At 72.8% G+C, this 21,411-nt stretch carries 18 protein-coding genes; 12 read left to right on the forward strand and 6 right to left on the reverse strand.

Translation table 11 applies throughout. The annotated features are described in order from the left end of the window. The first annotated feature begins 65 nt into the window (after positions 1-65). Positions 66-593, forward strand: coding sequence for a TetR/AcrR family transcriptional regulator (locus tag K1T35_RS38315; RefSeq protein WP_220256589.1), 528 nt, complete (start codon positions 66-68; stop codon positions 591-593). Positions 594-1,869: 1,276 nt separating this feature from the next. Here the strand turns inward: K1T35_RS38315 and K1T35_RS38320 are convergent. Both K1T35_RS38320 and K1T35_RS38325 read right to left on the reverse strand, forming a co-directional pair. Then, positions 1,870-3,465 (reverse strand): DNA polymerase ligase N-terminal domain-containing protein, encoded by a 1,596-nt coding sequence (locus tag K1T35_RS38320; RefSeq protein WP_220256590.1) that lies wholly within the window; start codon positions 3,463-3,465, stop codon positions 1,870-1,872. Positions 3,466-3,483: 18 nt separating this feature from the next. Further along, a complete protein-coding gene (locus tag K1T35_RS38325) occupies positions 3,484-4,482 on the reverse strand; it encodes a sigma-70 family RNA polymerase sigma factor (RefSeq protein WP_220256591.1) in 999 nt (332 codons plus the stop codon). A 111-nt stretch (positions 4,483-4,593) separates the two neighbouring features. Between K1T35_RS38325 and K1T35_RS38330 the strand changes: the two genes are divergently transcribed. From K1T35_RS38330 to K1T35_RS38355, 6 genes are all read left to right on the forward strand, one after another. Beyond that, on the forward strand, positions 4,594-6,069 hold the full coding sequence (locus K1T35_RS38330; RefSeq protein WP_220256592.1) for an MFS transporter: 1,476 nt from the start codon (positions 4,594-4,596) through the stop codon (positions 6,067-6,069). 58 nt (positions 6,070-6,127) lie between these two features. Continuing rightward, on the forward strand, positions 6,128-6,553 hold the full coding sequence (locus tag K1T35_RS38335; protein WP_220256593.1) for an ester cyclase: 426 nt from the start codon (positions 6,128-6,130) through the stop codon (positions 6,551-6,553). 84 nt (positions 6,554-6,637) lie between these two features. Further along, positions 6,638-7,411 carry a PP2C family serine/threonine-protein phosphatase gene (locus tag K1T35_RS38340; protein ID WP_220256594.1) on the forward strand — a complete coding sequence of 258 codons (774 nt, stop codon included), beginning with the start codon at positions 6,638-6,640 and terminating at the stop codon, positions 7,409-7,411. 240 nt (positions 7,412-7,651) lie between these two features. After that, on the forward strand, positions 7,652-8,041 hold the full coding sequence (locus K1T35_RS38345) for a hypothetical protein (RefSeq protein WP_220256595.1): 390 nt from the start codon (positions 7,652-7,654) through the stop codon (positions 8,039-8,041). A gap of 269 nt (positions 8,042-8,310) precedes the next feature. Next, the gene (locus tag K1T35_RS38350) at positions 8,311-10,125 is read left to right on the forward strand and encodes a heparinase II/III family protein (RefSeq protein ID WP_255621187.1); all 1,815 of its coding nucleotides are present in this window, start codon (positions 8,311-8,313) and stop codon (positions 10,123-10,125) included. Next, a complete protein-coding gene (locus K1T35_RS38355) occupies positions 10,122-11,405 on the forward strand; it encodes a D-arabinono-1,4-lactone oxidase (RefSeq protein WP_255621188.1) in 1,284 nt (427 codons plus the stop codon). Before K1T35_RS38350 ends, K1T35_RS38355 begins: the two co-directional genes overlap by 4 nt. Here the strand turns inward: K1T35_RS38355 and K1T35_RS38360 are convergent. Continuing rightward, positions 11,368-12,120: a 2-C-methyl-D-erythritol 4-phosphate cytidylyltransferase gene (locus tag K1T35_RS38360; protein WP_370645207.1), complete on the reverse strand. Its 753-nt coding sequence runs from the start codon at positions 12,118-12,120 to the stop codon at positions 11,368-11,370. The genes K1T35_RS38355 and K1T35_RS38360 overlap by 38 nt on opposite strands. A gap of 278 nt (positions 12,121-12,398) precedes the next feature. Here K1T35_RS38360 and K1T35_RS38365 point away from each other — a divergent pair, with 278 nt between their 5' ends. Next, positions 12,399-14,459, forward strand: a complete 2,061-nt coding sequence (locus K1T35_RS38365; protein WP_220256598.1) for an LCP family protein — start codon at positions 12,399-12,401, stop codon at positions 14,457-14,459. 25 nt (positions 14,460-14,484) lie between these two features. On the opposite strand, the gene K1T35_RS38370 is transcribed toward K1T35_RS38365, so the two are convergent. Next, positions 14,485-15,171, reverse strand: coding sequence for a response regulator (locus K1T35_RS38370; protein ID WP_220256599.1), 687 nt, complete (start codon positions 15,169-15,171; stop codon positions 14,485-14,487). Continuing rightward, positions 15,168-16,742, reverse strand: a complete 1,575-nt coding sequence (locus K1T35_RS38375) for a sensor histidine kinase (RefSeq protein ID WP_220256600.1) — start codon at positions 16,740-16,742, stop codon at positions 15,168-15,170. The genes K1T35_RS38370 and K1T35_RS38375 overlap by 4 nt, the downstream gene beginning before the upstream one ends. A 159-nt stretch (positions 16,743-16,901) precedes the next feature. On the opposite strand from K1T35_RS38375, the gene K1T35_RS38380 reads away from it, so the two are divergent. From K1T35_RS38380 to K1T35_RS38395, 4 genes are all read left to right on the forward strand, one after another. Next, entirely contained in the window at positions 16,902-18,236 is a 1,335-nt protein-coding gene (locus K1T35_RS38380) for a cation:dicarboxylate symporter family transporter (protein WP_220256601.1), read from the forward strand. Between the two features lie 211 nt (positions 18,237-18,447). After that, positions 18,448-19,335 (forward strand): SMP-30/gluconolactonase/LRE family protein, encoded by an 888-nt coding sequence (locus K1T35_RS38385; RefSeq protein WP_220256602.1) that lies wholly within the window; start codon positions 18,448-18,450, stop codon positions 19,333-19,335. Positions 19,336-19,476: 141 nt separating this feature from the next. Beyond that, complete coding sequence (mihF, locus tag K1T35_RS38390; protein WP_147255093.1) at positions 19,477-19,788, forward strand: integration host factor, actinobacterial type; 312 nt, start codon at positions 19,477-19,479, stop codon at positions 19,786-19,788. 121 nt (positions 19,789-19,909) lie between these two features. Beyond that, a complete protein-coding gene (locus tag K1T35_RS38395; RefSeq protein ID WP_220256603.1) occupies positions 19,910-20,785 on the forward strand; it encodes an alpha/beta fold hydrolase in 876 nt (291 codons plus the stop codon). 26 nt (positions 20,786-20,811) lie between these two features. Here the strand turns inward: K1T35_RS38395 and K1T35_RS38400 are convergent, their stop codons facing one another. Beyond that, the gene (locus tag K1T35_RS38400; RefSeq protein WP_220256604.1) at positions 20,812-21,399 is read right to left on the reverse strand and encodes a TetR/AcrR family transcriptional regulator; all 588 of its coding nucleotides are present in this window, start codon (positions 21,397-21,399) and stop codon (positions 20,812-20,814) included. Positions 21,400-21,411: the final 12 nt, after the last annotated feature.

The raw sequence follows: 21,411 nt of genomic DNA on the forward strand, positions 1-21,411 counted from the left end.
CGGGATTCCGCTTCCGCGACGGTAGCATAAGATGAATCGGGTATTCCGGTTGATGGGAGACGCGGGTGCGGGCAGACGCGCGGCGCAATCGGTCGGCGATCACGAGCGCCGCCCTCCGGCTCGCCGGCGAGCGGGGCGAGGCCGTGGCGATGGAGGACATCGCACGGGAGGCCGGGGTGGGCGTCGGCACCCTGTACCGGCACTTCCCCGACCGGCGCGCGCTGTTGGAGGACATCGCGGTCGACACGTTGCGGGAACTGCTTGCGGCCACACGCGCGGAGGTCGGCCGGGCCCCTGCGTGGGAGGCGCTGGTGCGGATCGCGGAGCACTGCGTGGCACTGCCGCTGTCGCTGACCAAGTCCCTGATCACCGATGAGGCGGGACGCCCCGAACTGGCCGAGCTGGAAGCCGAGGTCAACGCGCTGATCGCCGAAATCGCGGCGGACTCGCAGCGCGAGGGTGACTTGCGCGCCGACGTACCGCCGACGGAGGTGGTGCGGGTGCTCAACGTGGCGGTCTGCCGCTGCGGCGCCCGCATCGACGACCACCTGACCCGCGTGCTGCTCGACGGCCTGCGTACACCCAGGAACTAGGCCCTGGTACTACAGCCGGACTTCGTGATCGTTCTTCTGATCGCAGGGCTGGGGAGCATCTCGGCACGGCGGAGCCGCCGACACCGGCGCAACCCGTGCCGGTCGACGCAGCCCGTCGCAGGTCAGACACCCCGTCGACCGGACGCGCCAGCCGAGAACGAACGCGCCGGGCGACACAGGGCCCTGGCCGACCCGGCATAAGCCTGTGATCACCAGACCGGCGCGTTTCCCGACGCGGGGCGTCGGCCTTCGCGCCGAACCGCTGATCGTGCGTTCCGCGGAACGCGCCCCCAGGGTGCCGCCGGGTGCCGGGATCTTTCGTGGGCGCCGTTCCCGGCCCGGGCCACCCGGCGCTCACCCACCAGCCCTCGGCCGCCGTCGTGTTCCCGCCGGTTCACCTCAACCCCCGCCTCATGGAGGTGGCCGGGTTGGGTGCACTACCGAATCATGTGGTTGCTCGGGCAGCCGTCCCCGACGCGGGGGCACGCCCGTTCACGACGAAACCACCGCAATTTTGGTGCCACTTGACTGGCTGTGGTCCCGATCCTCGCCCACTGGCCACCCCTGGAATCTGGGGCGTGATCAGCGGAATCGGGACCCGAGCTGCACCACCTGCGGCTGGCGTCCCGTTCCTGCTGATCATGGACCTGCGCACGGGCCCTGTCCCTGGGGTGGTCTGGCCGTGATCATCCGGGAGAGGGCTGGGGTGGAGGGTCGGGACCACAGCCGGTCGCGTGGCACCCGAACCGCGGCGGTCTCGTCGAGAACAGGCGTGCCCCCAAGTCGGGGACGGCCGCCCACGCAACCCCAGGGTCCGGTAGTGCACCCAACCCAGCCACCCCCGCACGGCAACGGGCCGAGGCGAACCGGAGGGAACACACGCAAGGCCCGGATCACGGGGCGCGCACCAGGGGGCCCGGGCCGGGAACGGCGCGCCCACCGGCAGCCGCCCGACCAGCCCCGACCCGATGGACCGACACGATCGCGCCACCCCGGCCGCTCGACCGGCGGCGAGCATGATCCGAACTAGCGGTTGTCCACGGCTGCCCGCACAACCATGAGCAACCGAAACTCCGGATCATGGACGCGAAGATCGCAAGTAGCGGGTGCTCATGGCTGCCGGCACAACCATGAGCAACCGATACTTCGGATCATGGGCGCGGCCACCCGCGAACGGGACCCGGCAACAGCGCCGCAACACCCGTCGCGCGGCGGCAGTCCACGTTCCCCCGCCTCGACCAACCGACGACCTCGGGGTTGAGGCACCGACAGTTCGTCACAGCTCCGGCAGCCGCTGCGGCCGGCCGATGAGCTCGGCGAGCGGGTCGCCCGCCTCCCGCACCCGGTCGAACACGGTGCGGATCGTCCAGCGGTCGGGGCGCAGGCCGGCGTCGTCGAGCTCGTCCCACGTGATCGGCACGGAGACCGGGGCGCCAGGCGCGGGTCGGGCGCTGTACGGCGCGATCAGCGTCTTGTTGATCGCGTTCTGGGTGTAGTCGAGGCGCGCGAGCCCGCGGCGGCGGTCCTTCTGCCACTCCCAGCTGATCAGGTCCGGCACGGTGCGGCCGATGGCCCGCGAGATCTTCTCCACCCACCCGCGGGTGTCGGCGAACGTGTAGCCGCCGGCCACCGGAACCCAGATCTGGACGCCGCGCCTGCCGGTCACCTTCGGCGCAGCGGTGACACCCAGATGCTGCAACGCCGTGCGGTAGAGACGGGCGAGCACGAGGACGTCGTCGAAGGAGGAGCGCTCGCCAGGATCGACGTCGATCAGCGCCCACGTCGGCTCGTGGACGTCAGGCAACCGGGACGTCCACGCGTTGAGCTCGACCGCGCCCCAGTTCGCCATCCAAGCGAGGGCCGCCACGCTGTCCACCACCGCGTAGCAGACCGTCTCGCCCGGGTCCGCCTCCTCGTTGCGCCACTGGGTGAGCCACTCGGGCGCGTAGTCGGGCATCTCCTTGTGCCAGAAGCCAGGCTTGTCGACGCCGTCGGGATAGCGGTGCAGGTTCACCGGGCGGTCGTGGAGGAACGGGAGCATGTGCGGGGCGACCTGCGCGTGGTAGCGGACGAAATCGCGCTTGGTCACCGGCGGCTCGCCGTCCCGCGCCGGGAAGAGCACCTTGTCCAGGTTGGTGAGCTGCAGGTCGAGGCCCTGCACCGTCCACCGGCCCTTGCGCCCCAGCGCGTCGAGGGCGGCCAGCTCGTCGGGCGTCGGCGGATCCCAGGTCGGCAGGTTGCGGCCGATGGCGACGGCGGCCTCGGCGGCGGGGAGATCGCCCCGCCACAGGGTCTCCGGGTCGGCGGCCACCTCGTCGTTGGTGCGGCCACTCTTGACCGACCGCGGGTGCTCGTCAGCGTCCCAGCCCGGCACGGCGTGGTCGTCGTTCTTGTGCAGCAGTAGCCACCGCTCCTTGCCCGAGCGGTCCTCACCCGTGCGGACCAGCACGAACCGGCCGGCGAGCTTCTCGCCGTGCATGTCGAGGTGCAGCTCGCCGTCCGCGACAGCGGCGGCCGGATCCTCGGTGCGCGCAGGCTCCCACGTTCCCCAATCCCAGACCACGACGTCCCCACCGCCGTACTCGCCGCGCGGGATGATGCCCTCGAAGTCGAAGTACTCGATCGGGTGGTCCTCGACGTGGACTGCCAGCTGCCGGGCCTTCGGGTCCAGTGACGGGCCGTTCGGCACCGCCCAGCTCACCAGCACGCCGTCGATCTCGAGCCGGAAGTCGTAGTGCAGCCGCCGCGCCCGGTGCCGCTGCACGACGAACCGCCCGGTACCCGGCGCGACCTGCTCGCCCGCCGGCTCTGGCGTCGCGGCGAAGTCGCGCATGGATCGGTACGTGCTGAGCCGGTCCACCTGGTCGGTCATGCGCGCGGAGTACCCCGCTCAGTCCTCGCGCAGCACGGTGGCGAGGCCGAACACCCCGAACAGGCTGGGGTCCAGGAATGCCACCACACCGGCGATGGCCCCCGGAACCAGCTGCAGGACGTGCACCCCGTGGGCCCTGAAGACTCCGTCGGCGCCGCGCTGGTAGGCCGCGAAGGCCGGGCAGCCGTTCGCCCCGGTGGCGACCATCCAGGTGTCGCCCGGTCGGCTCGGACACTGCGCCGCGATCAGCGCCGCGACGGCGGCGCGCCCCCGCACCCAGGTCGGGAACGGCGGCATCTCCCATGTGGCGTCCGCGGTGAGCAGCCGCGTCAGCGCCGCCGTGTCGGCCTGCTCGAACGCCTCGGCGTACCGATCGAGCAGTGCACGCTGCTGCGGGTCGTCGGGCTCGACGAGGCGGTCCTCTACCGGTGCCACCGCCGCGAGGTGGGCCCGGGCGCGCTGGAGCGCGCTGTTGACCGCTGCCGTCGAGGTGCCCAGCAGCTCGGCGACCTCGGCGGCCCGCCAGCGCAGCACGTCACGCAGCAGCAGCATGGCCCGCTGTCGCGGTGGTAGGTGCTGCAGTGCGGCCACGAGGGCGAGGCGCAGGCTCGCCCGGTCGTCGACGATCGACGCGGGGTCGCCCCGGTCGATGGCGCCGAGCGCGTCCGGGAGCGGCTCCAGCCACGCCGACTCGGGCAGCTCGGCGAGCGGGCCGACGACGTCGTCGGCCGGACCGCCGAGCCCGGCTGGGAGCGCGCGCCTCCGCCTGCGCTCGATCGCGGTCAAGCACGTCGTCGTGGCGATCCGGTGCAGCCACGTCCGCAGCGAGGCCCGCCCCTCGAACCCCGGGTAGCCGCGCCACGCACGCAGGTAGGTCTCCTGCACCAGATCCTCGGCGTCGTGCACCGAGCCGACCATGCGGTAGCAGTGCTCCAGGAGCTCGCGCCGGTACGGGTCGGCGAGCCGGGCGAACTCCGCTCGGTCAGGGACCGGTGGAGTGATCGGTGCGGCGGTCACACCGGTACAGACCGTGCGGCGAGGCTGAACTCATCGCGATGAATCGGGGACGGGCGAGGTGTCAGTCCATGTGGAGGCACCGGACCGCGGTGCCGGACCCGTGGAGGAACCGTGGACCACCAACCAACGACCAGCCCGCCGCACGGCGGGCCCGAACCCGACCCGCGCCGCTGGCGAGCGCTCGCCCTGCTCGGCACGGCCTTCTTCATGGTCATCCTCGACTCGACGATCGTGCTCACCGCCATCCCGTCGATGCAGGCGGAGCTGGGCGTCCCGGTGGACGTCGTGCAGTGGGTCCTCACCGGATACGCACTCGCGTTCGGCGGGCTCATGCTGCTCGGCGGCCGGATCGCCGACCTGTGGGGCAGGCGGCGGGTGTTCGTCGTCGGGCTCGCGCTGTTCGGCCTGTCGTCGCTGGCCTGTGGGCTCGCCTGGACGGCCGGAATCCTGCTCGCGGCGCGTGGGGTGCAGGGCGTGTCGGCGGCGATCATGGCACCGACCGCCCTCTCGCTCGTGATGACGACGTTCCCGGACGGCCCGGAGCGCAACAAGGCCCTCGCGGTCTGGGGCGCGCTCGGCGGCATCGGCGCCACGGCCGGGCTGCTGGCGGGCGGCCTCATCACGGCCGCGCTCGGTTGGGAGTGGGTGTTCTTCCTCAACGTCCCGGTCACCGTCGTGCTGGTCGCGCTGTGCCCGGTGCTGCTGCGGGAGAGTCGCGACCCGAGTGCCGAGCGGTCCGTCGACGTCGCCGGCGCGATCACGGTGACCGGCGCGCTCGTCCTTCTCGTGTACGCGATCGTCACCGCCCCGGACGCCGGATGGGCCAGCGCGCGCACGGTCGGTCTGCTCATCGCGTCGGCCGGTCTGATCGGGCTCTTCGTGCTGATCGAGTCGCGGACCGCCGCGCCGCTCGTACCGCTGCGGATCTTCCGGCTCCGCACGCTCGTCGCCGGCAACGTCGTGCTGTTCATGGTCGGGTTGGCGCTGGACGGGATGCTGTTCCCGCTCACGCTCTACGCGCAGCAGGTGCTGGGATACTCCGCGCTGCAGGCCGGTCTCCTGTCCGCCGCGATGACCGCGACGTCGATCGCAGGCGCGTTCGCCGGGCAGGCCCTCGTGGTGCGGATCGGCCTGCGCCGCCTCGCGGTCGCCGGCATCGTGCCGGTCGTCGCGGGGTGCGCGCTGCTGCTCGGGGTGACCGCCGATGGCAACCCGCTCGTCCAGGTCGTGCCCGCGATGCTCGTCTTCGGCGCCGGTCTCGGCGCCGCGTTCGTCGCCTGCCAGATCGCGGCGCTCACCGGGGTGCCCGAGCGCGAGTCCGGCCTCGCCGCCGGCCTGATCGACACCTCGTTCAACCTCGGCAATGCGATCGGCATCGCGATCGCGACGTCCGTTGCGGTTGCCATCACGGAGGCGGCGCAGCACGCCGACCCCGGCATCCACCCCGCCGCCGCGTTCACCGACGGCCTGCGCGCCGCGTTCGGCATGACGGTGGTGGCAGCCGCACTTGCCCTCGTCGCCGCGATCGTCCTCCTGCCCCGCACGGCTCTCGCTCACGAAACCGGCGACGAGGGCCCACGAAGTTGAATCACGGCGCAGGCCGGCGCCCTCTTCCGATGTGACACCGCCGAGGGGATGGACGTAGATGGATACCGAGCTCGCACAGCTGGTTCGCGCCCGCGTGGCGTTCTGCAACGAAGGCGACTGGGCCGCCGTGCGCGCCGTGACCGGCGCCGGCTACGCCTACCGCGAGGCCGGCGCCGGTGGGCGCATCGACGACATCGACGACGTGCTCACCGCGCTGGAACGGCTGCGGGCGGCCGCCCCGGACGTGCACATCGAGGTCGAGCACGTCCTCAGCGAAGGGGACGTGACCGTCGCCCAGCTCGCATGGAGCGCGACGCTGACGCGCAGGCGGCTGCGCGTCGTCGATCGCATGTGGGCGAGCTGGGCGGACGGCAGGCTGATCGCCGAGTGGCACGAGGTGGGTGTACTGACGCTGGTTGCGCCCCTCGTCGATGCCGAGCTGGCCCGACACCGCGTCGCCTCCGCCGCGCCGGGGCGGCATTAGCCGTACGTCGAGCGACCGGCACGCTACCCTGCGCTCCGGCCCGGCCGCTCCGGCCGGGAACAGCAGCCGGTGCTGGGGGGCGCGATGGGCACCGACCGGATCGAGACCGACCTCGAGGTCGTCGCAGGCGTGACGGATCGTGGCCACAGCCACGAACGCAACGAGGATGCGATGGCGCTCGGCCTGTTGCCGGACGGGACCGTCGCCGCCGTGGTCTGCGACGGGGTGTCCACGTCGCTCGAGCCCCAGAAGGCGTCGCGGATGGCGGCCGACACCGCGCTCGACGTGCTGCTGACCAGCACCGCTGCGGCCGTCGAGAGTGTGGACGGCGCCGTTCTCGCCGCCGCGTCCGCCGTGGCCGCGCTCGGCCGTGCCGGCGATCCGCACGCGCCGTCCTGCACGCTCGTGTGCGCGCTGGCCCGTCCCGGTGAGATCACCGTCGGCTGGGTCGGCGACAGCCGCGCCTACTGGCTCTCGCCGCCCCACGCCGCCGAGCCGGCCCGCCTCGTGACCACCGACCACTCGTGGGCCGCGCAGATGGTGGCGGCGGGCGTGCTCGACGCGGCGGCGGCGATGCGCGACCCGCGGGCTCACGCGATCACCCGCTGGCTGGGCGCAGGCGGAACCGGAGAGGCGGAGGTCGCGACGCTGCGCCCGACGAGCCATGGCGCGCTGCTGCTCTGCAGCGACGGGCTGTGGAACTACCTGCCCGATGCCGCGCACCTCGCTGCCGTCGCGCTTCCGGAGCTCGCCGACGGCGGACCGATCATGGCGGCCGAGGCGTTGACGGCGCTCGCCCTCGACGCGGGCGGTCGCGACAACGTCACCGTGGTCGTCATCGAAGGCCCATCCAGGTGAATTATCATCACAATGCGTGACAATCATGTCCGTGACCGGCGCTGAACCCAATTCACGGGCAACCGGAAAGAGGGCGTAACCAAACGCAGAGTGGGCGACTCACCCGATGGTAGTAGGGAATTTGTTTCGCCCCACCGCGGACGCTAGCTTTTTCCGCAGTCAGCGATGCTCCCCGTCATGAACGCTGACCTTGGATGGGTTGGCTCCGGTCGACTCCGGACACTCAACAGGAGATGAACTGTGCTGAAGAAGGCTGGAATCGTCGTGGCTACGGCCGCTGCTGGTCTGCTCGCGGTCAGCCCGCTCGCCTTCGCCGGCGACGACCACGGCAAGACCAAGGTCGAGGACGTCAACCACATCGACGGCTCGACCAGCGGCGGCCTGCTGAACGTCGGCGGCAACAACCTGTCCGTGCCGGTGAACGTGTGTGACAACCAGGTTCCGGTGAACGTCCTTGGCGTTCAGGTGCCGCTCAACAACACCCACATCCTCGCCGACCTGACCGGTGCGCTCGGTCTCGGCGTTGCGGGTGGGGCCGACACGGACGCCGACTCCGACGGCGACAACACGATCGACGACTCCTGCAGCGCGGCCGCCACGTCCGGCGACTCCGCCGAGATCGACGACTGATCTCGCAGGACTGATCGCGGAACGGCGCCGGGCCTTCGGGTCCGGCGCTGTTCTCGTTTCTCGGGCGACAATCGGGTTTCCCTCGCGGGACGCGCGATCAACTTCTGCGGCCACGCACCAAGTGCAGTTCGTGTGCCGACACCGAAATTGGTGTGCGAGCACCCCTGTCCACCGCTCCTGTGCCAGCGCCGATGTGCGGCGACATGGCGATGGCAGACTGCCGGCCGACCGGGCCGATCGGGAACGGTCGGATCGATCAGGAGAGATCGTTGGACCGGCTACCCGTCCCCGATGTCACGGACCGCGCCGCCTGGACCGTGATCGACGCGGGCACTCGCGACGGCCTGCTCACCGCCGCCCGGACCGCGCTCGCGCAACCGCTGCCGGCCATGCCTGCGTCGGGCTGGGCACGGGCGTTCCGAGACGGCGTGCGCACCGAGCACGAGGACGCCGCTCGCGCCCTGCGCCACGACGTCGCGCTGCAGGTGGTCGCGGCCGTGCTCACGGGCGATGTCGCGGCGGCCACCGATCCGCCCGGTGCCGCCCGCCACCTGGATCGGGTCGTCGACGGGCTCGTCGCGCTCGCCGAGACCAGCACCTGGTGCTGGGCGCCGCACGACCGCGGTGCCGTCGCGCGAAGCGAGGTGCTTCCCGACCCCGACCGGCCGTTCCTCGACCTCGGCGCCGCCGAGGTGGCCTCGCTCGTGGCCTGGTCCGACCACGTCCTCGGCCCGCACCTGGACGTGCGGGCGCCCGGGCTGCGCAGGCGTCTGCGCCGCGAGGTCGAGAAGCGGGTGCTCGAGCCGTTCGAGCGGGTGCGGGACTGGCACTGGATCGGGCGCGACGGCGACGCCCACAACTGGAACCCGTGGATCCACTGCGCCGTGCTCGAGGCCACGATCGCGCTGGTGGACGACCCGCGGCGGCGCGACCACATCGTCCGGCTCGTCGAGGAAGGCCTCGATCACTTCGTGCGCGTGCAGCCCGACGACGGCGGCGTCGACGAGGGCGTGCAGTACTGGTGGCTCGGGGCAGGTCGACTCCTCGAGGCCCTCGACCTCCTCCCGCCGCGGGAGATCCCGGTGCTGGCGCAGCTCGTCCGCTACCCGCACCGGATGCACCTTGGCGGCGACTGGTACGTCAACGTGGGCGACGGCCCGGCCCGGCCGTCCGCCGAGCAGCCGTGGCACGTGCTGCACCGCTGGGGCGGGCGGCTGGGCGACGAGGCGGTGCAGGCGCACGCGCTCGCCCGCGGGCGGGCCGCGCCGGTTCCGGTACGGGCGGGGCTCGGGCGGGCGCTCACCGCGCTCGGGTGGACGGCTGCAGCGGACGGCGGCGGGAACTGGCTCGCCGCCCACGAGTGGCTGCCGCACGTCCAGGTGCTCGTGGCACGTGAGGAGGCGGGTACGACCCGCGGGCTGACACTGGCCGCCAAGGCGGGGCACAACGCCGAGCGGCACAACCACCTCGACGTCGGGACGTACTGGGTGGCCGTCGACGGCAGGCCGCTGGTGGTCGACGTCGGACAGCCCACCTACACCGCGGGGAGCTTCGGGCCCGACCGGTACCGCGCGTGGCCGCTGCGCAGCGCATGGCACAACGTGCCGGAACCCGGCCGCGAGCAGGAGCCCGGCGCGGCGAGCCGTGCCACGGACGTCCGTGCCGAGCTGAACGCCGACACGGCCGCGCTGCACTCCGACCTGACCGCCGCCTACCCCGATGCGCGGTTGCGCCGGTGGGAACGGATCGTCCGGCTGGTCCGGGGCGACCGCCCGCACGTACTGGTGACCGACCGCTGGGATGGCGCGCCGGAGCACGTGCTGCTGCGGCACGTGCTGGCCGGCGAGGTCGAGCTCGGCGCCGGCTTCGCGCTGGTCAGTGCGCCTGATGCCGGCCCGCTGATGATCACGTGGGAGAACGCCGACGCCGAGCTGGAGCACCGGGAGCTGGACGACCCCCTCCTGGTGGCGTCATGGGGCCCGCGGCTGTCCCGCCTGACGCTGCGGCCCGCGCCGACGGCAGGCGAGGCGACGATCCGGATGGAGAGGCACGGTGAGTGGCAGCCCGGCATGCTGCTCCCGTGACGTGGATCAACTGGGCGGGCGATGAGCGCTGCGCCCCCGCCGTCCTGGTCCGGCCGGGGTCGGTGGAGGAGCTCGCTGCCGCGGTGCGGCAGGCCAACGCGAGCGAGCGGACCGTGCGCGTGGCAGGCGCCGGGCACTCCTTCAGCGACCTCGTCGCGACCGACGGCGTGTTGCTGCAGCTCGACGGGCTCGCCGACGTGCTCGCCGTGGACCGGGCGGCCGGTCTGGTCCGGGTGGGTGCCGGCATCCGGTTGCACGCCCTGAACACCGTCCTCGACGCGCTCGGGCTCGCCCTGCCCAACCTTGGCGACATCGACCGGCAGAGCCTGGCGGGCGCGATCTCCACCGCCACCCACGGCACCGGCGCCCGGCTGGGCAACCTCGCCACGCAGGTCGAGGAGCTCGAGCTCGTGCTCGCCGACGGTAGCGTGCTGCGCTGCGCCCCCGGCAGCGACGACCTGCGCGCCGCGCGGGTGAGCCTCGGGGCGCTCGGCGTCATCACGAGCGTCACGCTGCGGGTGGTGCCGGCATTCCGGCTGTGCGCCGAGGACCGTGCGCGCCCACTCGACGAGACGCTCGGCCGGCTCGACGAGCTCGTGGCGGGGAGCGACCACTTCGAGTTCTACGTCTTCCCGCACTCCGACCGGGCTCTCACCCGCACCAACACCGGGACGGACGCCCCGGCGGCGCCGCGGGGCCCGCTGCGCCGCTTCCTCGACGAGGAGCTCGTGCCGAACGACCTGCTCGGTGCGGTCTGCCGGGTCGGCAGGCGGTTCCCGGCGGCGATCCCCCGGCTGAACAGGCAGGTCGCGGCGGCGTTCAGCGCGAGCGTTCGCACCGACGTGAGCCACCGGGTGTTCACCAGCCCGCGCCGGGTGCGGTTCACCGAGATGGAGTGGGCGCTGCCCCGCGCGGCGTGCGTGCCGGTGCTGCGGGCCGCGCTGCATGCCGCGGAGCGGCACGTCGTCAACTTCCCGATCGAGGTGCGCTTCGTGGCGGCCGACGAGGAGTCGTTCCTCAGCCCGTCATGGGGCCGGGACACGGCGTACGTGGCGGTGCACGCGTTCGAGGGCATGCCGTGGGAGCCCTACTTCCGGGAGGTGCAGGCCGCGGCGCTCGACCACGACGGGCGCCCGCACTGGGGCAAGCGCCATCTGCTCGACGCCGCCGATCTCGCGCCCCGCTACCCCGCCTGGGATCGCTTCACGGCCGTGCGGGACCGGCTGGACCCCGGGCGCCGGTTCACCAACGCCCACGTGGCGCGGGTACTGGGTCCATGAGTTGCGGCGCCGCGTGCTCGGCGACGAGCAGGTCGTGTGCATACGTGATCTTGATGTTGCGTTCGTCACCCCGTACCCAGCGGATCGGCACGTCAGGCGCGAAGCGCTCCATGCAGGACGCGGTGTCGGTGCCGACGAACCCCCGGCTCGCGGCCTCCTCGTACGCCGCGAGCAGCGGCGCGGCCCGGAACGCCTGAGGCGTCTGCACCGCCACGAGCGCGTCGGGCGACGGCCCCGCGAGCCCCGAACCGCCGGGAGCGGCGGCCGCGAGATCATCGCGCCACAGCCCGGGCACCGCGCCACCCGCGTCCCGAGCCGCGGCCAGCACGGACGACGCCAGCTCGCGCCCGGCGAGCGGGCGCGCGGCGTCGTGCACGAGCACGGCGTCGATCTCGTCCGCGTCGATCCGCGCGGCGAGCCGCCGCAGCCCGGCCAGTTCGGACTCCTGACGCGTGCTCCCACCGATGACGATCTCGACGCCACCCGCGGTGTGCTCGGCCAGTATCCGGTCGGCGAGTGGCCGGTCCGGCTCGCGCACCACCAGCACGATGACGCCGACCTCCGGCATGGCGGTGAACGTCGCGAGCGACCACGCGAGCACCGGCCGCCCGCGCAGCGGTAGGTAGACCTTGTTCCGCTCGGCGCCCAGACGTGTGCCGCTGCCGCCTGCCAGCACGATGGCGGCCGCTGCCGGACCCGGCGATGGCACATTCACGGGGTCAGTGTCCCCCGCCGGGAGGCCGAGATCCGTGCAGGACTCCCGGCGGAGGGCAGCCGTGTGCCGGATCGGCACCACACGGCCGGAGCGATCCGTATCGTCGTCCCGAGTGACATCGCCGTCCCTGACCACTGCAGATACCGGCCACATACGGGGAGAACCGCTCGAATCCCCCACCTGACGAGGTGCGTCGCGATGCCTGCGATCACGCGCAGTAGGCTCCGGCGGATTCCTCGTCCCGCCGCCGGAGGACCGAACGCCAGAGGGGGGTGCGCATGACCGACGACAGACAGCGCGTGCCCGGCCGCGACCGGATGACGCCTCCACCGCGGCAGGCGCCTCGCCAGCAGGGCTCGCGGCAGCAGCCGCCGCACCAGCAGCCACCCCGCCAGCAACCGCCGCGTCAGCCGCAGCAGCGCCAGCCACCGCCGCGCCAGCAGCCGCCACCGCCCGCGGCCCGCCGGTCCGACCGCGGGCACCGGGCCGTGCCGCCCTCGCGCCACGCGCAGCCGCCGCGGCCCGTGGCCCCGTCCGACGCCACCCGCGCGATGCCGACGACGCAGCGCCCGCCGCGGCCGCGCGACGTGGATCCCGCCACCAGCCCCGTTCCCCGGCCCGCGCCGGGCAGCCCGCGCCCCGCCGCCCCGCCGCGCGGGCCGCAGCGCAGGTCGGCCGCCGCGGCGCGGGCCGCTGTCACCACGGCGCTGCCCACATCGCGTGCGCTCGACGACCCCGAGCCCCCCACCGTCCGCCACGACGCGCTTCCCGCGGCGCGCACGTCCGTGACGCGCCCCCCGAGGCGGCGGCGCCCGGAGCCGCTGCCCGCCGAGGTCGAGGTCGAGGAGGAGGCCGACGAGAAGCCGCGGCGTTCCTTCGGCAAGGCACTCGCCGCCGCGGCCGCGTCCACCGTGGCCCCCGGCTCGGGCCACCTCATGCTGCACCGCACGCGCACCGGCGCCGTGATCCTCGGCACATTCCTGTTGGTCATCGCCGTGCTGGTGATCCTGGTGCTCAGCTCCGACACCGCGGAGCTGCTCGAGACGGCACTGTCGTCCAACGTGCTCGTCATGGCCACCGTCGGCAGTGTGGCGGCGGCGATCGCCTGGGTGGCGGTGATCGTCCGCACCTACCTGCTCGCCCGGCCTCCGGGGCTCGGGGCCGCCCGGCAGGCGATCGGCGTGGCCACCGTCGTCGCGTTGAGCCTCGTGGTGGCCGCGCCGCTCGGGTTCGGCGCCAACCTGGCCAACTCCCAGCGCACGCTGCTCGACGACCTCTTCGCGGGGGGCGGCGGTACCTCGGCGGCCGAGGCCATCGCGAAGCCGAAGCTGAACATCCTGCTCGTGGGCAGTGACGCCGGACCGGACCGCAAGGGCGCGCGCACCGACACGATGATGGTGGCCAACATCGACACGAAGACCGGCCGCACCGTCCTCTTCGCGCTGCCCCGCAACATCCAGTACGCCCAGTTCCCGCCGGACTCCCCGATGGGCGAGGAGTTCCCATCGGGCTTCCACAACCCGGACGACCCGCTGTCGGGCGACTACCTGCTCAACGCCGTCTACTCGTGGGGGCTCACGCACCCGAAGATGGCCCCTTCCGACCCGACGTCCGACCCGGGCCTGAACCTGCTCCACCAGACCGTCGCCCACATGCTCGGCCTGCAGCTCGACTACTACCTCGAGGTCAACATGGCCGGGTTCGAGTCGATCATCGACGCGTTCGGCGGCGTGACCATGGACGTCGGCCCGGAGCGGATCCCGGTCGGCGGCATCACACCGAGCGGCAGGCACGTGCGCCCCGACTACTACCTCGAGCCCGGCGTCCAGCAGCTCTCCGGAAAGCAGGCGCTGGACTTCGCCCGCTCCCGCTCCAGCTCGAGCGACTACGCCCGCATGGGCCGCCAGCGCTGCCTCCTGCAGTCCATCCTCTCGCAGAAGAGCCCCACCGACATGCTCGCCAACTTCCAGAGCGTCGCCACGGCCACCACCAACAGCGTGTCCACGAACATCCCGCAGGCCGTCCTGCCCGCGCTCGCGGCGCTCGGCGGGAACGGGATCTCGCTGGAGAGCGTGTCGTTCGACCCGAGCCTTCCCGACCCGTCCACGAAGGACGGCAACTTCAGCACAGCGGACCCGAACTTCCGCTACATGCGGCGGGTGGTCCAGGACGCCATCAACCGACCCCCTCCCCCACCGGCACCCCCCACGAACGCGGCGGCCGCCGCCCCCACCACCCGCGCGGGTGACGCCGATGACGACGAGGAGTCGACGGGCACCGAGGAGAGGGAGCCGAAGCAGAACTCGGCCGCTCCCACCTCGCTGGCAGAGTCCTGCTGAGAGCGGCCACACCCGCAGGGAGCGGTCAGCCGGATGCCCCGCGGGGCCGCCACCGGTACTCCGTCTGTGGCCGCCCGGTGGGCCCGTAGCGGGCGGTTCGCTCACCGAGGCCGGTCTCCACCAGGTACTCCAGGTACCGGCGGGCCGTCACACGCGACGCCCCGATGGCGTCCGCCACCTCGGCGGCGGTGCACCCTCCGGCGGCCTCGAGCGCGACACGGACCGCGTCGAGCGACGCGCGGTTCACACCCTTGGGCAGGCCGCCCGCCTCCGCAGGGGCGCGCAGGCGCCCGAACAGATCGTCGACGTCGTCCTGGGCCACCACGGGGCCTTCGCCGAGCCGCTCGCGGTACTCGAGGTAGCCCTCCAGCTTCCGGCGCACGGCGCTGAACGTGAACGGCTTCACCAGGTACTGGGTGGCGCCGAACGCGACGGCGGCCTGCACCACGGCGACGTCCCGGGCCCGCGTCACCATGATCACGTCCGTGGTGTGGCCCGCGGCCCGCATCCGGCGCAGCACTTCGAGCCCGCTCGTGTCGGGCAGGTGGACGTCCAGCAGGACGAGGTCGACGGCGGTGGTCGCCAGCGCGCGCAACGCATCGGCGCCGGAGGCGGTGCTCGCGGCGACGGTGAAGCCGCGCACGCGCTCGACGTACGCGACGTGGGCGGCCGCGGCCACGGGGTCGTCCTCGACGACGAGCGTGCGGATCACGCCCGCACCAGCGGCAGCCGCACCGTGAACTCCGCCCTGCCCGCGAGGTGGACCGCTCCGCCGTGGCGCTGGGCGGCCCTGCGCACCAGCGCGAGGCCAAGGCCGCGTCCCATGCCGTCGTGGGGCTTCGTGCTGAACCCCCGCTCGAAGGCCCGCTCGGCGTCCTCCGGCGCGATCCCGGGGCCGCTGTCGCTGAACCTCAACTCCACGGCGTCATCATCGACGCCTGCCCCGAACCGCACCCACCGCGGCTCCGGGCCGTCCTGCGCGGCGTCGATCGCGTTGTCGAGCAGGTTCCCGACGATGGTGACGAGGTCGCGTGGGTCGGCAAGGCCCGCCGGTACGTGCGTGCCCTCCTCCAGGCACAGTTCGACGCCCCGCTCGCCCGCTGCGGCCGCCTTCCCGATGACGAGCGCGGCGACCTCGGGCACCGAGATCCCGGAGACGACGGCATCGGTGAGGTGCTGGGCGGTCTCCAGCTCCGCCGTGGCGAACTCGAGCGCCTCGTCGGCCCGCCCGAGCTCGATCAGCGAGATGACGGTGTGCAGCTGGTTGGCCGCCTCGTGCGCCTGGGCGTGCAGCGAGTCGGCGAACCCGCGCACGGTCTGCAGCTCGCTGACCAGCTGCCGCAGCTCCGTGTGGTCCCGAAGGGTGACAACGGTACCGAGGTAGCGGCCCGCCCAGCGTGCGGCACCCTGGCTCACCACCACGATCCGATCGGCCGTGAGGTGGATCTCGTCGTCACGCGGCTGCCCGTCGGCGAGCGCCTCGCCGAGCGGTGCGGGCAGCCCGATCTCGTCCACGCGGCTGCCGTTGACGTCGGCCGGGAGCGCGAGCAGCCTGCGCGCCTCGTCGTTCACCAGCTGCACCCGGCCGTCCCGGTCGAGCAGCAGCAACCCCTCACGTACGGCGTGCAACACGGCGTCGTAGTACTCGTACATGCGCGCCAGCTCGGCGGGGCCCAGGTCGTGGGTGGAGCGGCGCAGCCATCGGCTCACCAGCCACGATCCGGCGGCAGCCAGCAGCAGCGCCACCGCGACGGCGCCGAGCACGAGCGGCACCTGCCGTTCCAGGTCGCGGGCGACGGCCGTGATCGACCGGCCCACCGAGACGAGTGCGACCACGCGCCCGCCGTCGAACACCGGCACGACCGCGCGCACGGACGGGCCGAGCGTGCCGGTGTAGGTCTCGGTGAACTGGCTGTCGCCCGCAGCCGCCGGCCCGATGGTCCCGACGAACCTACGACCGATCTCGCTGCGGGTGGGATGGGTGTAGCGGATCCCCTCGGGGCTCATCACGACGACGAAGTCCGTTGCGGTGTCGATGCGCACCCGCTCGGCGAGCGGCTGCAGCACCGCACTGGGGTCGGGGTCGTCGAGCGCGGCCAGCACCTCGGGGGATGCGGCCATGGTGTGGGCGATGCTGAGCATCTCCTCCGCGGTGGCCATGCGCTCGGCGTCCCGCAGCTGCAGGTAGCTGGCCATCGCCAGCCCGATCAGCACGATGCCCGCGATCGCGGCCTGCAGCGCGAACAGCTGCCGGGCAAGGCTCCACCCGCCTGCGCGCCCCATCAGCCGCTCCTCGCCTCGTACGAAATGAACAGAAGGGCGACGATAACCAGCCCGCGCCGCATGCTCGCCGCGATGGTCGCCGGTATCCCGGCACCGGTGCAATCAGCCTGAGTTCGCCATCGCCTGAATTCGCCAGAGTCGTCGGCTTCGGAGGAACCCGTGACAGACACCAGCGCACCACCCCGGCGGGATCGCACCCACTACCTGTACATCGCCGTGATCGTCGCCGTGATCGCGGGCGTCGTCGTCGGCCTGGTCGCCCCGACGGTCGGTGAGGCGCTCAAGCCGGTCGGTACCGCGTTCGTCAACCTGATCAAGATGATGATCTCGCCGGTCATCTTCTGCACGATCGTCCTCGGCATCGGGTCGATCCGGCAGGCGGCGAAGGTGGGCCGCGTCGGCGGGCTCGCGCTCGGGTACTTCATCGCGATGTCCACGGTCGCGCTGGTCATCGGGCTGGTCGTGGGCAACATCGTGCAGCCGGGCACCGGCCTGGACATCGGCGGCCTCGAGGCGTACAACGCGCCGGAGGGCGAGTCGACGTCCGAGTTCCTGATGGGGATCATCCCGACCACGCTGTTCTCTCCCCTTGTCGGCGACAGCGTGCTCTCCACCCTGTTCGTGGCGCTTCTGGTCGGGTTCGGGGTGCAGGCCCTCGGACGGTCCGGCGAGCCGATCCTGCGCGGCGTCAAGCACATCGAGCGCCTCGTCTTCCGGGTGCTCGCGATGATCATGTGGGTGGCTCCGATCGGCGCGTTCGGCGCCATCGCCGCCGTCGTGGGCTCGACCGGCTGGTCGGCGGTCGTCGCACTGTTCCAGGTGATGGCCGCGTTCTACATCACCTGCGTGCTCTTCGTCTTCGTCGTGCTGGGGACGCTCCTGCGGTTCGCCGCCGGCATCAACATCTTCTCGCTGCTGCGCTACCTCGGCCGCGAGTTCCTGCTGATCGTCTCGACCTCGTCGTCGGAGTCGGCGCTGCCGCGCCTGATCGCGAAGATGGAGCACGCGGGCATCTCGCGGCCGGTCGTCGGCATCACGGTGCCCACCGGCTACTCGTTCAACCTCGACGGCACCGCGATCTACCTGACGATGGCCTCGCTCTTCATCGCCGACGCCCTCGGCAGGCCGATGGCGATCAGCGAGCAGATCGGCCTCCTACTGTTCATGATCATCGCGTCGAAGGGCGCGGCGGGCGTCACCGGCGCCGGGCTCGCGACGCTGGCGGGCGGGCTCGCGTCGCACCGGCCTGACCTCGTCGACGGCGTCGGCATCATCGTCGGGATCGACCGCTTCATGTCCGAGGCCCGCGCGGTCACCAACTTCGCGGGCAACGCCGTCGCGACCGTCCTCATCGGGCACTGGGTCGGCGAGTTCGACCGTGAGAAGGCCAGCCGCGTGCTGAGCGGCGAGGACCCGTTCGACGAGGCCACGATGCTCGACGACGAGGAGCCGGAGCCTGCCGTTCACGGCGGCGCCGCCCTCAGCAGCTCGTAGGCGCGTCGAACCAGGAGGAGGCTGCCACCAGCGCCCGATCCCCAGCAGAGCGGCGCTCCGCCCACAGGCGGGGCGCCGCTCTGCTGCGTTACCGGACGGTGAGCGTGCAAGAGGCGGGCTGACGCCGCCGCGCTCGGCTCACCACGCACGTCGACCGGGCCTTCGCACGGACAGGAGGCGCGGGCCGCGCTTCGTTGGTCTACTGGGCCGCATGACTCGAGAGATCACCGCCGAGCAGGCAACCGCCGCCGTCGCCGAGCACGGTGAGGGCCCCGTGTGGGACGCGAGCCGCGGCCTGCTCGCCTCGGTCGACATGCTCCGCGGCGACCTGCTCACCGTCGACCTCCTGCGCGACGGGGTCGAGCTGGCCGAGGTGCGCCGCCGGCACGTGGGCGACGTGCTCGCCGCGCTGCGCCCGCGGGCACGGGGCGGCTGGGTGGTGGCCCTCGAGCGCGGGTTCGGGCTGCTCGACGAGCCGGGTTCGCCAGGGGAGGGTGGCGCCCGATCACTCGGCGAGCTGTGGTCCGACGAGAGCGTCCGGATGAACGACGGCGGCTGCGACCCGGCGGGCGCGTTCTGGTGCGGTTCCATGGCCTACGACTCCACCCCCGGCCGCGGCTCGCTGTACCGGCTGGCCCCCGACGGCTCGGTCGCCACCATGCTCACCGGCGTCACCGTCTCCAACGGCCTCTGCTGGGCCCCCGACGGCGCCCGCGCCTACTACGTCGACTCCCATGTTGGGGGGATCGACGTGTTGACCGTCGATCTCTCCGCACCCGCCGTGACCGCACGGGAGAGGTTCGTCGACGTCGAGGGCGGCACCCCCGACGGCCTTACCGTCGACGCGGAGGGCGGGGTGTGGGTCGCGCTGTGGGGCGGTTCCGCCGTGCACCGCTACACGCCGGACGGCGCCCTCGACACCGTCGTCCTGCTGCCCACGACACACCCCACGGCCTGCACGTTCGCCGGTCCCGAGCTGGACGAGCTGTGGATCACCTCGTCGGCGACGGGCGCGGGTGTATCTGATGGCCGCGCCGGGGCCCTGTACCGCTGCCTGCCGGGAGTTCGCGGCCTCGAACCACTCCCCTACCGCGGGTGAAAGACCCCCGACCGGGGAAGACCGTTCGGCGCGCACCGGGGGGCGCGCGCGTGGCGCTGCACGGTTCTGTCACCCTTGACAGCCAAGATGACCTGCGCACATCCCATCCGGGGTGGACGCACGGAGAGGAGAGAAGTCGACATGGCACTGCCCACGCTCACTCCGGAGCAGCGCGCCGAGGCCCTGAAGAAGGCCGCGGCCGCCCGCACCGCCCGCAAGGAGCTCCGCGACGCGATCGCTCGCGGCGAGCAGACGATCCCCGCGGTTCTCGATCGCGCCAAGACCGACCAGGTGGTCGGCAAGACCAAGGTCGCCGACCTGCTCAAGAGCCTTCCCGGCTACGGGCCCGCCAAGGTCTCGGCGCTGCTGGAGCAGACCGGCATCGACGCGTCGCGCCGCGCCGCGGGTCTCGGCGAGCGCCAGCGCCAGGCACTCATCGACGCGCTCAAGTGACACCCGCCGCCCGGCGCCCGGCCTGCTGATCCACTGCGACCGGGCCCGGGCGGGGTGGCGCCCGCCACCCGGGCACCCCCACCGATCGACATGGGCAGCATCGACGGGCAGGCTGCACGCCGTGGAACGCTTCGTCGACGTCGAGCCCGGTGTCCGCCTGTGGGCAGAGGCCATCGAGCCCACCGGGCCGCACCCGGGTGAGCCGCTGCTGCTCGTGATGGGCGCGAACTCGTCCGGCCTCGTCTGGCCGGACGACCTCGTCGCCCAGCTCGCCGAACACCACCGCGTCATCCGCTACGACCATCGCGACACCGGGCGCTCCACCGCGACCTTCGAGGACGCTCCCTACAGCATCGTCGATCTCGCCGACGACGCGATCGCGGTGCTCGACGCGTTCGACGTGCCGCGCGCCCACGTGGTCGGGATGTCGATGGGCGGGTACCTCGTGCAGCTGATGCTGCTCGACCATCCCGACCGCATCGCCACCGCCACTCTCTTCTGCACCGGGCCGCTGCCGTTCCCGGCGTCATCGTCCGCGCCCGCCGTTCCCGGCCCGGACCAGGCACTGCTGCGCCTGTGGGCCGAGCTGGACGACCCGCGTGACCTCCAGGGGGAGATCGCGTGGCGCCTCGAGCACTGGCGGCTGCTCAACGGCTCCGGCACCCTGTTCGACCCGGCGGAGTTCCGCGCGCTGGAGGAACGGGTGATCGCCCACTCCGGCCGGCACGACCCGGTGGTGGCGCACGCCCGCATGGACACCGACGGCATGGAACGCGGCGCCGAACTGGCCGGCGTCACCGTGCCGGCGCTTGTGATCGAGGCGCCGGAGGACCCCGCGTTCCCGCCGCCCAACGCCGGTGTGCTCGCCCGCTCGCTCGGGGAGGGCCGGCTGGTCCGGATCCCTGGCATGGGCCACGCGATCAACCGGACGGTGATCTCCCCGCTCGCCGCCGCGATCCTGACGCAGACCACCCGGACGGCCGCCGCGCCCGCCTGACGTTCCGGTGGTCGAGTAGGCCTGCGCTACTCGACCTCCGGATCTGTCGACTGGCGCACGACCGTGAGGGCGTCGCGCACGAGACCGATCAGGCGGTCGGCGCGGCCCTCGCCGCCGACCTGCTCGACCACCCACGCGATCCCGGCGACGATCGCGAGGACGTCCTCGGTCGACACGTCGGCCCGCACCGCGCCCGCGTCCTGAGCGGCTGTCATGAGCCGCGCCGCCCCTCCCTGCATCCGCCCGCACGAGGCGTGCAGCGGCGAACCCTCCTCGTCCAGCCCGACCAGCACCGACCGGGGCAGACCGCGGTAGGTGCCGCTGTGGGTCGCGAACGTGCGCAGCCAGCCGACGACGGCCTCCGCCGTGACCGGGGCGGCGAGCCGGACCTCCGCCTCGTCCGCGAGCTCCCGCAGGCTGCGTTCGAGCAGCGCGGCGAGCAGGTCGTCCCTGGTAGGGAAGTGCCGGTAGAGCGTGCCGATCGCGACGCCTGCCCGTCTCGCGACCTCTTCGAGGGATGCGTCCGTGCCGCGCTCGGCGAACAGGGCGTGCGCCGTCTCGAGCAAGCGGGCCCGGTTGCGGCGGGCGTCGGCGCGCTGTGGAGCACTTGACATGAGGCTCCCTCC

The sequence above is a fragment of the Pseudonocardia sp. DSM 110487 genome (genome assembly GCF_019468565.1).
GTDB lineage: Bacteria > Actinomycetota > Actinomycetes > Mycobacteriales > Pseudonocardiaceae > Pseudonocardia.